This is a genomic window from Aminobacter sp. LjRoot7, from assembly GCF_964252895.1.
Classification (GTDB): Bacteria; Pseudomonadota; Alphaproteobacteria; order Rhizobiales; family Rhizobiaceae; genus Aminobacter; species Aminobacter aminovorans_B.
Map to the genome: position 1 here is coordinate 263,786 of NZ_CAXUPX020000007.1, position 13,677 is coordinate 277,462.

Consider the following 13,677-nt stretch of genomic DNA (forward strand, 5'->3'; position numbering starts at 1 on the left):
GCGATCCCGAAACTGGCCACGCGGTCTATATGAGGGCGCTATACGCTCCGATTCGACGCTCGCTTCCGGCTACGCCCTCTAGTTGCTCATCGAGTTTTCGATACTCCGCATCGTAAGCGACTTTGAACCGCTCAAAATGTTCTCGGCTGACCCAACGGTCGATCGTGAGGTAGACGTTCACCCGCTCCGCGTCGGCAAGGAGTTGAGTTTCAATGTACCCTTCTCCCCTGCGAAAAAGCTGCGCCCATGAGCCGGACGGACCGTAAGCTACTTCGAAGTCCGCGCGATGCTCTACGGCTACCGTGAACTCCCAAATGATGTTGTAGCTTGCTTGCTCGCTCATTGGTGAACTGTACCAGCCTGGCTACCTGAGTGCGGGCGTCGGCCACCCAGGACCGCCGCGAAGCCGCCCATTGCAGACCCTCAAATCCCGGTGTCTGGGTGTTTTGCAGCAAAGCCGCTAAATGGGAGCCGTCAGTGCCTGCCCGTCAGCGGCGCGGCAACAGCCTGGTGAAATGGCCCATCTTGCGGCCGGGGCGGGCTTCGGCCTTGCCGTAGAGGTGGACGGCGACATCGGGTTCGGCGAGCAGCGCCGGCACCTTGTCGATGTCGTCGCCGATGAGGTTTTCCATGACGCAGTCGGAGTGGCGGTTGGCGTCGCCGAGCGGCAGGCCGGCGACGGCGCGGATGTGCTGCTCGAACTGAGAGACCACGCAGGCCGTTTCGGTCCAGTGGCCGGAATTGTGCACCCGCGGCGCCATCTCGTTGACCAGCAGGGAGCCGTCGGCGAGGACGAAGAACTCGACGCCGATGACGCCGACATAGTCGAGCGCTGTGAGGATCTTGCGGGCCGCCTCGCGCGCGGCTTCTGCGGTGTCGCTGCCGATCGCGGCGGGCACCGTCGAGGTCGCCAGGATGCCGTTGCGATGCACGTTCTCGGCCGGGTCGAAGACGGCGATGCTGCCATCGGTGCCGCGCGCGGCGATGATCGAGATTTCGCGCTCGAAGGCGACGAAGGACTCAAGCACCAGCGGAACGTTGCCGAGCGAGGCGCAGGCGCCGTCGAAGCCGCCAGTCGTCATGTTGCGGAAGACCATCTGGCCCTTGCCGTCATAACCCATGCGGCAGGTCTTCAGCACGCCGCTGCCGTCGAAGGCCTTCAGCGCCTCCGCCAGCTCGGCATCGTTGTCCACAGGCCGGAAGCCGGCTGTGGATATCCCGATGCCGTTGAGGAATGTCTTTTCGACCAGCCGGTCCTGGGCAACCTCGAGCGCCCGTGCCGGCGGATAGACCGCGATCGTGCGACCCAGCCGTTCTGCGGCGACGACCGGCACGTTTTCGAATTCAAAGGTGACGACGGCACTGGCGCGCGCCAGCTCGTCGAGGGCGGCGGGATCGTCATAGGCAGCGACGATCTGGCGGTTGGCGACCTGGGCTGCCGGGCAGTCGGCCTGTGGCTCCAGGACGATCGTCTGGTAGCCGAGGCGAGCCGCCGCCATGGCCAGCATGCGGCCGAGCTGGCCGCCGCCGATGATGCCGATGGTGGCGCCGAGGGGAAGCGGCGCGCTCACGCGTCGTCCGTCGGCTGTTCGGCGACCCTTGCAGTCTGGGCGGCGCGCCAGTCGTCGAGCCGGCTGGCAAGCGCGTCGTCGGAGAGGGCAAGCACGGCGGCTGCAAGCAGTGCTGCGTTGGCGGCACCAGCCTTGCCGATGGCAAGCGTGCCGACAGGGATGCCGGCCGGCATCTGGACGATGGAGAGCAACGAATCCTGGCCCGACAAGGCCTTCGATTCGACCGGCACGCCAAACACCGGCAAGGAAGTCATTGCCGCCGTCATGCCGGGAAGGTGGGCAGCGCCACCAGCGCCGGCGATGATGACGCGGAAGCCGGCTGCCTTGGCGCCCTTGGCGAATTCGTAAAGACGGTCGGGGGTGCGGTGGGCCGAGACGATGCGCGCCTCGAAGGCGATGCCGAGCACTTCGAGCAATTCGGCGGCATGGCGCATGGTCGCCCAGTCAGACTGGCTCCCCATGATGATGGCGACGTCGACCCTGTCTTTGCTCACGCGCGGCACCCCTGCTTGATAAGCCTGCGCTTAACCGAAATGCGCTGCCATCGCAACCAAAGGCCGGCCAAAAATGGCGGTTTCTCAGGCGATGATGTCGGGGATGATGCGGTCTTCGATCTGGCTGATCTTGTCCTTCAGGACCAGCTTCTTCTTCTTCATCCGCTGGATCTGCAACGTATCGCAGCCCATCGCGATCATCGCGTTGATTGCGGCATCGAAATCCGCATGGTCCTGCTTCAAGCGTGCAAACTCGAGACGAATCTCGGCTTGTTCCTGTTCCGACATGTCTACCGTCTGCAAACTCACTGGCGCACCCGGGGCGCTCCTAAGGCGGGGTCGGCGACTCCTTGTCACCGGCGCGAAGCCCTTATCACATTTCGCGCTGTCAGGAAATGCTACCACGCTTTATTCGACATCGCCGACGGGGGATGGCAGACTGTCATGGTTCCGTCACAGAGCACTGTCTGCGGTGGGCAGGGCTGTGCCCGGAGCATCGAGGAAACCATGAAAGGGAGAACCAATCATGTCTCTTGCTTCCCATCTTGAAGAACTTCAGCGCAAACATGGTGACGTCGAGCGCCAGCTCGGCGAAGCAATGAATCATCCATCCATGGACGACCTGCAAATCGTAGCGCTGAAGCGTCGCAAGCTGGCTCTCAAGGACGAGATTGAAAAGCTGAAAGGTGACCCGACGCAGCATTAGGCTAGTCACGAGGTCTCCAAACAAGGCCCTGATTTTCGGCAAGGGCCCGACAGCCGGCGGCGAAGCAACATCGCCGCCGGGACAGGGTGATGTTTATCAGCCAAATCAGCGCATGATCTGAAGAACGTGTCCGAGCGGGATGCTCGTGCACGTCAGCAGTTGATCTGCCGAAATGGTGCTGGCGTCAGGCTATTGCCGTGATCAGCCTTGTGATTGCCCTGCAGTCGCCGCGTCGGGCATCTGTCTGGCGCATCCAGGGCATGATTGTGCCCGAGGCGGCACGCGAAAAAGACTTCAGGCGTCCCAGAACTGGTCCAGCCAGATGTTGAGCTTGCGGAAGCCGGCGACGCTGACCGCATAGACCCGGCGCGTGCCTTCGGCGCGGGCGCTGACAAGGCCGGCATCGAGCAGCACCTTGAGATGCTGCGACACCGCCGGGCGTGAAACCGGCAAGCCGGCGGCAAGTTCGCTGACGGTCTTGGGGCCGCGCCGCAGCTCTTCCAGCAGATGGCGCCGGTTGGCATCCGATATGGCGAGGAAGGGCGCGTCAGTTGTCATGGCCCATTTGTGCCGCAACATCAGCGAAATCTCAACTACCGGTCGCAATTGCGATTGCGGGATTGGCAAAGGCAGTGACGGGAAGCCGCGGCGCCGCGCTGCCTGTCAGGCCGCGTCCTCGTGCCTGGGGTCGAGGCGCAGCGACTCTGGCGTCGCGCTGCGGTCGGCCGGCTGGGTCTTGAAGGCTTCGCGATCCTCGATCGGAACCGGCGCACGACGCTTGATGCGCAGTGCGGTGTAGCCGGCGAGCGTGAAATGCGCGGCGGCGGTTGCGAGGAACAGCGCTTCCGGCCGCATGTAGTCCATGAGGCCGGCGCCAAGCAGCGGCCCGACCATGGTTCCGAAGCCGTAGAGCAGGAGGAGCCCGCCCGACACCTTGACGAAATCCTCAGGCTTGGCGTGGTCGTTGGCATGCGCCACGGCAAGCGAATAGAGCGTGTAGGCAAAAGCGCCGTAGCAGGCGGTCATGGCGATGACGAAGACGCCGGAGCGCGGGGCCACCAGGAAGATCAGCACGGCGGCGATTGCCGAAGCGAGCGAGGCGCCGATCAGCACATAGCGGCGGTCGGTACGGTCGGAGACCTTGCCGATCGGGATCTGCAGCGCTGCACCGGCGACGACCACGAGGCTCATCATCAGCGCGATCTCGGGCGTCGAAATGCCGACGCGCGCGCCATAGACGGCGCCGAGCGTGCCCCAGTCGCCATTGGCGACGCCGATGAGGAAGCAGGCGACCGAGGCGACCGGCGAGTTGGCGTAGAGGCCCTTGATATCGAGCGAGACGTCCTGCAGCGGCTTGGGGTGGGCGGCGCTTGAAACGGCAGTCGGGATCAGCGACAGGCAGAACAAGATGCCCGTCACCATGAACAGCGAGGCGCTGGTGACGTCGCCGCCGGCGACAATCATCTGGCCGGCCATGATAGAGGCGTAGGTGACCATCATGTAGAGGCCGAAGACGGTGCCGCGGTTTTCGTTGGTGGCGCGCTCGTTGAGCCAGCTCTCGATGACCATGAAGGCGCCGGCCATGGCGAAGCCGGTGAAGGCGCGCAGCAGGATCCAGACATATTCGTTGACGATCAGGCCGGTGAGCAGCGCGATGATCGCGGCTGACGCGGCAAAGGTGCCGAAAGCGCGGACATGGCCGGCGCGGCGAACGACGCGCGGGGCAAAATAGCAGCCGGCGACAAAACCGCCGGCCCAGGCCGTGCCCATGAGGCCGAGTGCCGTGGTGGAAAAGCCTTCTTCCTGGCCACGCAGCGGCAGCAGCAGGCCGTGCAGGCCGGACGCTGCGAGCAGGAAGGCGGTGCCGCGGAGCAACGACAGGATCGGCCGGTAGGTTGCGAGCATCTGGTGTCCCACCACGAATCAATTAGGCACTGGCACCTGATGATAACCCGTTTGGGGCATATCGGTGGCGGCGCGCGTTTCAGCCGCGCTTGAACAGCGCCTCGGCAGCCGATTTGGTCGAGCCCTTGACGGAAAGCTCCGCCTCGAGCCGGCCGATCTCGGCGCGCAGGGCCGAGATGCGCTCGTTGAGCTCGCCGACCGAAAGCAGCGACAGATCCTGGCCGATCTCGTGGACGGGTTTCTTCTTGACCGGCTCGTCGTCGAACAGCGCCATCTCGCTCTCCTCCATCGTAGGCAGGCGTTTGCCTGATTTGCCAATCAGAATACATAGTGCGGTCAACCACATGTAAAGTCCGGGGCGCACCGGACCAGCGGAGAGTAAAAAGACATGGCCAATGTTGCCAAGCTTCCAGCCAAGATGCTCGCGGTGGCGATTTCGCAACCGGGTGGGCCGCGCGTGCTCAAGGCGGAGAAGCGCGACCTGCCGGAACTGGGCCAGGGCGAGATCCTGATCCGGGTGCATGCGGCAGGCGTCAATCGGCCCGACGTGCAGCAGCGCAAGGGCGCGTATCCCGCGCCGCCCGGCGCCTCCGACCTGCCCGGGCTCGAAGTGTCGGGCGAGGTCGCGGCACTCGGCGAAGGTGCCGCGCGCTGGCGCATCGGCGACGCCGTCTGCGCGCTGACGCCGGGCGGCGGTTATGCCGAATACGCCAAGGTGCACGAGACCAACGCGCTGCCGGTGCCCAAGGGTTTCACCTTCACGGAAGCGGCCGCCGTGCCCGAAACCTTCTTCACCGTCTGGCACAATGTGTTCGAGCGCGGCGCGCTCAAGGCGGGCGAGACGCTGCTGATCCATGGCGGCTCGTCGGGCATCGGCACGACCGCGATCCAGCTCGCCTCGGCCTTCGGCGCCTATGTGATCGCCACCGCCGGCTCGGAGGACAAGTGTGCTGCCTGCCTCAAGCTCGGGGCCGACCGCGCGATCAATTACCGGAACGAGGACTTCGTTGCGGCGGTGAAGGACGCCACCGACGGCAAGGGCGCCAATGTCATCCTCGACATGGTCGGCGGCGACTATGTCGGCCGCAACTACAATGCCGCGGCGGTCGACGGCCGCATCGTCCAGATCGCGACCCAGGGCGGGGCGGTGGCGAGTGCCGATTTCTCGAAGATGATGGTCAAGCGGCTGACCCATACCGGCTCGACGCTCAGGCCGCGCACCACCGAGTTCAAGGCGGGAATCGCCGCAGCACTCGAGGCGCAGGTGTGGCCGCTGCTGGCTGTCCGCCGCGTCGCGCCCGTCATGGACATGATCTTCCCGCTCAAGGAAGCCTGGCGGGCGCATGAGCGCATGGAAGAGGGCGAGCACATCGGCAAGATCGTGCTGGATGTCGGGTGAGGGGGCCAAAACCTCATGGTGAGCCTGTCGAACCATGGGGTTTTGGTGCAGCCTAGTCGCCTGGCGCCCTCGTGGTTCGACAGGCTCACCATGAGGGCTACTGAGGCGCGTTCGCCACGCGTCGAGCTGGGCCCCGTCACCGCCAGCCATTGGCCAACTGCAGGGCAAACAGGAACATGCCTTCGATGCGGCGGTCGGCGTCGCGTCCGAGCGGGACCGGGCAGAAGCCGGCGCGGCCGGAGGTGGGGGAGGCGCGGCAGCGGCCAAAATTGCGGCATTCGCGGCGCTGGCACTTGTTGTGCGCGCCCTCCATGGTGGCGGCGATGCTGACGGCGAGCACGAGCGCGTTGTGCATGGCATAGGGCAGGTGGCCGTAGCCCGGCAGCGGCGGGTCGATGATTTCGATCTCTTGCTTGCGTTTCCTCGACATGACGATGTCTCCGGCTGGCCGCGCGTATTTTCCGGCGCGGGCAGGGTGATTGGGGGAAATTTGGGCGTGCGGAAGTGTCCCGCGCGGATGAAGCCGGGATTGGGAACCGGACGCATGGCCTTGCGTCTCTGTGATGCTAGTGCGTGACGCGCAGCCATGCGTCCGCCAGCGCTCTTGCCCCGCTCAGTCGCCTCGGCTTTCGCCGTCAGCCGCCGCAAGGCCCGGACTTGGGGGCTCATCACCCAGCAGGGGCACCGTATCCCCTGCCAGCCCGGACGCCGTCGCCCTCCCCAGGCATCCGGTTCATGACCCGGGTTCCCTGAGGGCGATGCGGGGATTATCCGTCAGGCGCGAAGGGGCGTGGAAAAGAAAATTTTCCTATCCACGTTTGCCAGGTGCAGGCGGCGAGCGAAACATAGCTAATTCAAGCCGTTGCCGAAGTCAGATGGAACACCATGGCGCTAGAGCCGTGGAAAACTCTTCAACGGCTACCCACTTCAAACGGTCTGCCTCATGCGTCGTGCAAGCTGGCGTCGCTGCGCACCTGCTCCGCTTCGTCGGGCGTGGCTGGTGTCTGCCGGGAGGTCACGTCGCACGGCGCTGAGATCCAGCAGCTTTCTTTCAAATCGCTTGTTCCCTTAGACTACCAGGGGCGATCGTCCATTTACCCAAGCTTCCACAAGTCGTTTTGCCTCGGCGCGCGAAATCGTCGGTAACGTCCCCTTTGGAATGCGAGCCTCCTTCTCCTGCGAGATCGTCCTCTGCCGCCCGGGAGCAAAGCTGCCGGCTATTTCTTCTGCCGCCTCGTAGAAACAGTAGGACATTTTCGTGCTATTCAGCGCGTAAAGAGCATCAGCTATCCACTGTCGAGCATAGGTTTGATTCGAAAGTCGATGCCGACTATCGTCGTTTTCGAGTATTTTTGCAGACTTTCTGTAACAAACTAACGCCTCTTCTAGGCGGCCTAAAAGTTGAAGGCATCTACCAACATTTCCAAGAGTGGTAGGTTCGGCATCGGCAACGTTGCTTTTGGGATCGATTAGGTCCTTGAGTTCGTACGATTTGATGAAGTACTCCAAGGCCTTCTCCGGGTCCCCGCCATCTCGTCGCGCTAGGGCCAAGGTATGTGAGCAGTCATAGATAGTGTCCACATCCGACCGCTTCTTGAGGTCCTGTCCACGTTCTGCCCATTCTATCGCCTCAGTAAATTCACGCCTTTGCCAAAAGGAGTATGCGCGAACATCGCAATATTTAATATAACGAGCGGTTTTCGAGGTCATTGTCTGCTCGTATCTTGAAATTATTTCGTCGGCGTCTGTATTTTCTTCAAGTTGATCCAAGCACATGACAAGGGCAGAGAGCACATTATCAAAGTTTTTTATGGTAGATGGGGCGACGGTCCAATCAATTGCTTCGAGCAGTTTTCGTGCCACTCTCACGTATTCCTCTGAATGACCGCCGCCAACCAAAGCGTCTATCGCCGAGTCTAGTGTTTCGAAGGCGTCCGCATGTAGACCTGCTTCGATTTCAAGCTCCGCTTTTTGAGACCAACGCTCCAGTAGTGGCAGCGGAAGATAGACGCCTAGCATAGATTCGATGCCGCGAATAATTATAACATACTGATTTATAACTGTTTTTATAAATCCAACTCGTTCCGGACGTTCAAATTCTTTTTTTACAAATTGCCTTACAAGGGGATGTAGATCGTAAAGATCAGCGGCATTTTTTTCCGGCTTTACAACAATTAGGTTGAGCGCAATGAGGGCCTTCATCGCCCTTTTGAAGTTCTTGTAATTTAGCTCAGCGGAAATGAACTTTTCTATCATTTCCTCGGTCTCGGGGCGTTTGGCTTCGGCCATCACCCGCAAGACCACTCGCTCTCTTTCGGCTAGTGTTTTCCAAATAGAAGACAAAACATCTGGTGCTCCACCACGGCCTCGGCGGACGTCTTCAATAAGGTTTCGTAACGTTACTCCAGGCACGCGAGCAACCTGTACTGCCAGAAGATCAAGCCAGAACGCATGTCCGGCAGTCATATCGTGAGCGGCTTCAATGTCAGGCTTCGGAGTCTGGTTGGAGCCGGTGCGTTGCTCGAAGAGCTCGAATGCCTCCTCTAAAGATAATCCTTTGATGGACAGTGTTATCGCACTGGCCAGATCGTAGTTCACGTGCGGTCTACACGTTATGATAATGCGACTCTTAGATTCTGAGCTGTTAAATCGTCTCACTAAGGTGTCGAGAATGCCGATAAATACGGACTTCTCAAGGTCGATATAGTGGTCAACATTGTCAAAGACGAATACAATATTTCTAGAAAATGATGTTGCAATAAAAATATCGACGAGATCAGAGTCATTTACGGCGTCGAGGGATGTCTCTATAGATTTTTCAAGAAGCATGCGCTCTATTGCTGCAATTATTTGGGTGCGTATCCGGTCACCTTCTTCTTTGCAGTCTCGCCAATCCCATTGCTGGAAGTCGGTATCTCCGTCAGTTACGGAAAGCAGGTATTTAGCAGCGAGGGTTGACTTTCCCTGTCCGCCTATCCCGCAGATAGATATTACTTTGGCACTTGTCGTTTCGAGCGCGCGTAGTTCGGGCTCGCGTCCTACCCAGGCTTCAACACTTGGAGGGCGGTCGCATTCTAGGCCCTTCAGCGTAAATCGCGGTTTGGAGATCGGCTTTGATTCCAGTGTGGTGGGCTGTGCAGTTTTAGTCGATGTCCCTGCTCTCCAAAAGTCGACCAGCCTCGGAAGGAATGTGTGGCAATCAATGCTGCTATAGAATGTCACTCTATTCCGGTTCACTCCGGGCTCTAGTATTGTGCGAAGGTGGGGAGCAACAACCGGCGCTGCGCTGTGGAACGCCCACAAAATTTCTGGAAACGTTGAAGAGTTCTCAACAATATTTGCAATAGAGGCGGTAAAAATATCCTCCCACCCTCCATAGGCCATCACAACTACAGTTTTATCTCTCAGATAAGTCAGTAGGGAATTTCTCAAAAACGGTCGCTTCTGGATGAGCTGATTTCCGGTGTGCAGAGTATCTGTGCCATACCAATACCCGTGAATATGAACGATCTGGCAACCGGTCGCGTGGCTTTGACTAAAGTCACCATCACTGTGAATTGCCGTTCGCCAAGCTTCGCCGCCCGCCTTCTTGATGGCCACGCCAATCAAAGGATCAAAGTTTGAGGTGACTACTAGTCGCCCGAACGGTGCCCCTTGAAATGACAAGATTTCACCAAGTGCTTGAGCACCCGGGCTCAAGACCCAAGAATCTAAGTTCTCGTCCAGCTTATGAAGGTCATCTTCGGACATAGACGCCAGCGACGTGACATCAGTGGTTGTGTTGGAGCCCTTGTATGCGCGCAGCACAGCCTGCCTAATGACTTGATTTGCAATATCTTGGCCGCGCCTGCCCTGTAGGAAACGGAATGCGGCCTGATATCGATTATCTGCTTCGCGGACTTGGCGGTCGAATTCGGTTAATTGCCGCTGATCTCCAAGAAAATGGCCCCGTATCAAATCGGCCACTTGCGAGACATCCGCGACTCCACGCTGCTCGTCGCCGTGTGGCGCTGTCAGTGGCGCGCCCACAACAAAAACAACTTGCCTGCCCGATGCGTTTGCTCCGTTAGTAAGACGCTCGAATAGGGCGTCTTCGTTGAAGAAGAGGTTATCTTCGAATTGCAGCAATCCATGCCTCCTGCTCCCCGGCATCCATGGCTAATGAAATGGGGAGTCACAGTGTGTTGCAATGGTTATCTGCGATTCTCATTGAAGCCGTAAGTCCAGACTGGAAGTTGCCCAGTCAGCTATTTTTCCGTACGAAACGTATCTATCTTATTCCTCCATCCCGTTGGCAGCTTCCGTCCGGCCTCGCGTGACAAGAATTCTATCGAAGTACTGGCTCTTCGGCATTGCGCTCTGGCTCGCCGCGCTCTTGGTGTTCGCGCTTTATTCGGTGGAGACGTCCAAGGCACGGCTGGCGGGTGAGCTGGAGGTGACGGGGCGGACGTTGCACCGGCTGATTTCGCAGCGGGCGGCGCAGCATGATGCGCATATGACCAGCCTGATCGCGCTGACCAGCGGGGCCGAGCCGGCGCCCCTGGGTGCCGTGCGACAGGTGATGGAGAGCATTGTCAGGTTTTATCCGCGCATCGCCTGGATCGCGCTGGTTTCGCTCGGCGAGGCGGGCGGCGGTGCGGGGCCAGCAACCGGGCCGGCGGAGGCGGGAGCTGCCACCGGGGCGGAGGCAGGCGCAGGCGCGGGAGCGGCGGGCGCAGGAGCGGCTGACACTGGTTTGGCGGCGGAGGCTGGCGTGGTGGGCATGACGGCTGGCGCAAATGGCGGTGCGGCAAGTGGCGCGGCGGTGGCTGGGGCCGGCGGGGTCAGGATGCTGGTCGAGGTGCCGGAGGGCGGGGGCGAGAATCTCGGGCCGCTGCGCGGGGCGATCGGCGAGCAATTGCGCGGCAAGATCGGCGTGCATGCCAGTGGGAAAAACGGGCGGTATCTGCTGGCCAAGCGGGCGCAGGCACCTTCCGATGCGGCTTTGGTGTTCGGCATCGACGCGGCCCTGCTGCTGGAGCCGGAGGAGCGGCCGGCCTGGGCGCATCTGAGGCTTGTGCTCGACGGGCAGACACTGCTCGACCTGCCCGGGGACGATGTTTTGGGCACGGGCGCTTCGTTCGTTAAGCCACCGCATTTCGAGAAGGTGATTGACGGCGAGGGGCAGCGGATCTTGCTGTCGCTCGACCGGGCCTTGCCGCTCGACGCGCTTTTGCCGCTGCGGTCGCTGCTTGGGTTTGCTGTCCTGGCCGGGCTGGCGTCGTTTGCGCTGATGTTTGCATTGAGGCAGCGGGCGGCGGCGCAGCAGTCGCAACAGGTGGCGCGGGCGGCGGAGGCGCGGGCGCTGTTGCAGGAGCGGGAAACGCTGCTGGCGCATGCCTCGCGCGTCAATGCCATGGGCGAGCTGGCGTCCGGCATCGCGCATGAGCTGACGCAGCCGCTGACGGCGGTGCTGAGCCGCAGCCAGGCAGCACTCAGGCTTGCGGGTGCGGAAAAACCCGATCTCGGGATGATCACGCAGGCGCTTGACGTCAATGTGCGCGAGGCCAAGCGCGCCGGCGAGATGCTGAAGCGGATGCGCGACTATGCCTCCAACAAGGCGCCGGAGCCGAAGCCAAGCGCACTCAACGGGATCGTCAGCGAGATCGTGGCGCTGACGGCAGCCGATCTCGAACGGCGCGGCGTCAAGCTGGAGCTCGATCTGGCGGCCGAGGCGCCGGAGGCGGTGGTCGACCCGATCGAGATGGAGCAGGTGCTGCACAATCTGATCCGCAACGCGGCCGATGCGCTGGAAGCGGCGGGGATTTCTGGGGCGCGGATTTCGATTGCGACGAAGGTTGTGGGCCCGGAAGTAAAGATCGAGGTGGCGGATAACGGGCCGGGGATACCGGCCGACGTGCTGCCGAAGCTGTTCGTGCCGTTCTTCACCACCAAGGCGGACGGCATGGGGCTGGGGCTGTCGCTGTGCCAGACGCTGGTGGAGCGGGTCGACGGGCGGATCGAGGCTGGCAACGCTGCCGCTGGCGGGGCGCGGTTCGTGATTACGCTGCCGCGTGCGTCGATGCGAAACGCCGGGGCGATGTCCGGACGGCACGATGGCTAGGTTGAACAGGTGCCGGGGCGTGGTGTCCGCTGCGCTGCGGGGAGTGAAGGCATGAGCAGGTACCAGGTCTATCTGATCGACGACGACGAGGCGGTGCGCGAGGCGCTGGCGTTCCTGCTCGGCACCTATGGGATTTCGGTCGAGACCTTCGGCGAGCCCCAGACGTTTCTGGCGCATGTCGATGAAGCGAAGCCGGGCGTGCTGGTGGTCGATTTGCGCATGCCCGAGGTTTCGGGCCTGCAGCTTTACCAGAGGCTGGCCGAGCGCGGCATCGACTGGCCGACTGTCATGATCACCGGCCATGGCGACGTCGCCGCCTGCAGGCGCGCCTTCAAGGCCGGCATCCAGGATTTTCTGACCAAGCCTGTCGATGGCGAGGTGCTTGTCGAGGCGTTGCAGCAGGGCTTTTCGAGCCTCGACGCCCGGCTGGAAAAGCGCGAGGCACGCGCGTTGCTGGCCAAGCTGACCGAGCGCGAGCGCGAGGTGCTCGACATGGTGGCGCGGGGTTGGGCGAGCAAGGAGATTGCCGCGGCCCTCGAGGTCTCGGCCCGCACCATCGACGCGCACCGGGCGAAGATCGCGGAGAAGCTGGGCACCAGTTCGGTGGCTGAGCAGGTCCGGCTGGCTCTTCTTAGTGGGGCATGACCTTGTCCAAAAACCGGCCGCCACTTTTTGGGGTCATGCCCTGGCGGTCGCAGCAGTAGGTAATCCTACCTAGGGCAGGTGGTGGCATCGCGGATTCAGCGCGGCGGCGGTTCGGCGTAGTTCTGGCCTCGGACAAGCAAGACGCTTTCTCCCGAGCAACATCAGGACAGGAACCCAGTCATGATCAAGAGCATTTTCCTCGCCGCCGCTGCCACCGTCGCCATTTCGGGCGCTGCTTCCGCACAGGTGCTGACCGAGAAGAACATCTCGTCGAGCCTCGCCGTCGAGATCGCCCAGAACGCGGTCGCCGCCTGCGCCGCCGACAAGTACAACGTCACCGCCGCCGTGGTTGACCGCGCCGGCGTGCTGCGCGCCCTGGTCCGCGCCGACAATGCCGGCACGCACACCGTTTCGGCTGCCCAGGACAAGGCCTTCACCTCGGCCTCGTCGCGCACCCCGACCTCGAAGATGGCCGAGAACGTCGCCAAGAACCCCGGCGCTGCCGGTCTCGTCGACATTGACGGCTTCCTGGTGCTGGCCGGCGGCTTGCCGATCAAGGCTGGCGATGCCGTCATCGGCGCCATCGGCGTCGGCGGCGCACCTGGCGGCAACTTCGACGAAGCTTGCGCCGTTGCAGCCATCGAAAAGGCTGCCGACAAGCTGAAGTAAGCCTGTCCGGTAACAGTGCCGGCACAAACGAAGCCCCGCTTTCCGGTACCGGATGGCGGGGCTTTTTCGTGCGCCGGCGCGGGCGATCGGGCTCGTTTGCCGGCGGTTCCAAAATCGTTGCGGTGGCGGGCGAATGCGTCTATATACGGGCCGAATTTCCCATTTTCTGGTGGTCTGACCACCGC

General features: G+C 61.8%; 14 protein-coding genes. 5 read left to right on the forward strand and 9 right to left on the reverse strand.

Features of this window, described 5'->3' with window-relative positions:
• Nucleotides 1-25 precede the first annotated feature (25 nt).
• The 4 genes from ACSQ3E_RS20310 to ACSQ3E_RS20325 all read right to left on the reverse strand — a co-directional run bounded on the left by ACSQ3E_RS20310 (nt 26) and on the right by ACSQ3E_RS20325 (nt 2,353).
• A complete protein-coding gene (locus ACSQ3E_RS20310) occupies nt 26-343 on the reverse strand; it encodes an antibiotic biosynthesis monooxygenase family protein (protein WP_310321203.1) in 318 nt (105 codons plus the stop codon).
• 145 nt (nt 344-488) lie between these two features.
• Nucleotides 489-1,571 carry a 5-(carboxyamino)imidazole ribonucleotide synthase gene (locus tag ACSQ3E_RS20315; RefSeq protein ID WP_436124068.1) on the reverse strand — a complete coding sequence of 361 codons (1,083 nt, stop codon included), beginning with the start codon at nt 1,569-1,571 and terminating at the stop codon, nt 489-491.
• On the reverse strand, nt 1,568-2,032 hold the full coding sequence (gene purE / locus ACSQ3E_RS20320) for a 5-(carboxyamino)imidazole ribonucleotide mutase (protein WP_436124153.1): 465 nt from the start codon (nt 2,030-2,032) through the stop codon (nt 1,568-1,570). The genes ACSQ3E_RS20315 and purE overlap by 4 nt, the downstream gene beginning before the upstream one ends.
• A gap of 117 nt (nt 2,033-2,149) precedes the next feature.
• Nucleotides 2,150-2,353, reverse strand: coding sequence for a YdcH family protein (locus tag ACSQ3E_RS20325; RefSeq protein WP_067956996.1), 204 nt, complete (start codon nt 2,351-2,353; stop codon nt 2,150-2,152).
• 238 nt (nt 2,354-2,591) lie between these two features.
• Here ACSQ3E_RS20325 and ACSQ3E_RS20330 point away from each other — a divergent pair, with 238 nt between their 5' ends.
• Nucleotides 2,592-2,771 carry a YdcH family protein gene (locus ACSQ3E_RS20330; protein WP_067956999.1) on the forward strand — a complete coding sequence of 60 codons (180 nt, stop codon included), beginning with the start codon at nt 2,592-2,594 and terminating at the stop codon, nt 2,769-2,771.
• A 294-nt stretch (nt 2,772-3,065) separates the two neighbouring features.
• On the opposite strand, the gene ACSQ3E_RS20335 is transcribed toward ACSQ3E_RS20330, so the two are convergent.
• The 3 genes from ACSQ3E_RS20335 to ACSQ3E_RS20345 form a co-directional block, all read right to left on the reverse strand.
• Nucleotides 3,066-3,329 carry an ArsR/SmtB family transcription factor gene (locus tag ACSQ3E_RS20335; protein ID WP_067957002.1) on the reverse strand — a complete coding sequence of 88 codons (264 nt, stop codon included), beginning with the start codon at nt 3,327-3,329 and terminating at the stop codon, nt 3,066-3,068.
• 105 nt (nt 3,330-3,434) lie between these two features.
• Nucleotides 3,435-4,676 carry an MFS transporter gene (locus tag ACSQ3E_RS20340; RefSeq protein WP_436124069.1) on the reverse strand — a complete coding sequence of 414 codons (1,242 nt, stop codon included), beginning with the start codon at nt 4,674-4,676 and terminating at the stop codon, nt 3,435-3,437.
• A gap of 79 nt (nt 4,677-4,755) precedes the next feature.
• Nucleotides 4,756-4,950 (reverse strand): DUF1192 domain-containing protein, encoded by a 195-nt coding sequence (locus ACSQ3E_RS20345; protein WP_436124070.1) that lies wholly within the window; start codon nt 4,948-4,950, stop codon nt 4,756-4,758.
• Between the two features lie 114 nt (nt 4,951-5,064).
• On the opposite strand from ACSQ3E_RS20345, the gene ACSQ3E_RS20350 reads away from it, so the two are divergent.
• The gene (locus tag ACSQ3E_RS20350; protein WP_436124071.1) at nt 5,065-6,075 is read left to right on the forward strand and encodes an NAD(P)H-quinone oxidoreductase; all 1,011 of its coding nucleotides are present in this window, start codon (nt 5,065-5,067) and stop codon (nt 6,073-6,075) included.
• Between the two features lie 136 nt (nt 6,076-6,211).
• Here ACSQ3E_RS20350 and ACSQ3E_RS20355 read toward each other — a convergent pair whose 3' ends face one another.
• Nucleotides 6,212-6,505, reverse strand: a complete 294-nt coding sequence (locus tag ACSQ3E_RS20355; RefSeq protein WP_436124072.1) for a hypothetical protein — start codon at nt 6,503-6,505, stop codon at nt 6,212-6,214.
• Nucleotides 6,506-7,143: 638 nt separating this feature from the next.
• The gene (locus tag ACSQ3E_RS20360; protein ID WP_436124073.1) at nt 7,144-10,203 is read right to left on the reverse strand and encodes an NB-ARC domain-containing protein; all 3,060 of its coding nucleotides are present in this window, start codon (nt 10,201-10,203) and stop codon (nt 7,144-7,146) included.
• A gap of 163 nt (nt 10,204-10,366) precedes the next feature.
• Between ACSQ3E_RS20360 and ACSQ3E_RS20365 the strand changes: the two genes are divergently transcribed.
• The 3 genes from ACSQ3E_RS20365 (at nt 10,367) to ACSQ3E_RS20375 (ending at nt 13,492) form a co-directional block, all read left to right on the forward strand.
• On the forward strand, nt 10,367-12,178 hold the full coding sequence (locus ACSQ3E_RS20365) for a sensor histidine kinase (RefSeq protein WP_436124074.1): 1,812 nt from the start codon (nt 10,367-10,369) through the stop codon (nt 12,176-12,178).
• A gap of 51 nt (nt 12,179-12,229) precedes the next feature.
• Nucleotides 12,230-12,823 carry a response regulator transcription factor gene (locus ACSQ3E_RS20370; protein ID WP_436124075.1) on the forward strand — a complete coding sequence of 198 codons (594 nt, stop codon included), beginning with the start codon at nt 12,230-12,232 and terminating at the stop codon, nt 12,821-12,823.
• Between the two features lie 180 nt (nt 12,824-13,003).
• The gene (locus tag ACSQ3E_RS20375) at nt 13,004-13,492 is read left to right on the forward strand and encodes a GlcG/HbpS family heme-binding protein (RefSeq protein WP_436124076.1); all 489 of its coding nucleotides are present in this window, start codon (nt 13,004-13,006) and stop codon (nt 13,490-13,492) included.
• Nucleotides 13,493-13,677: the final 185 nt, after the last annotated feature.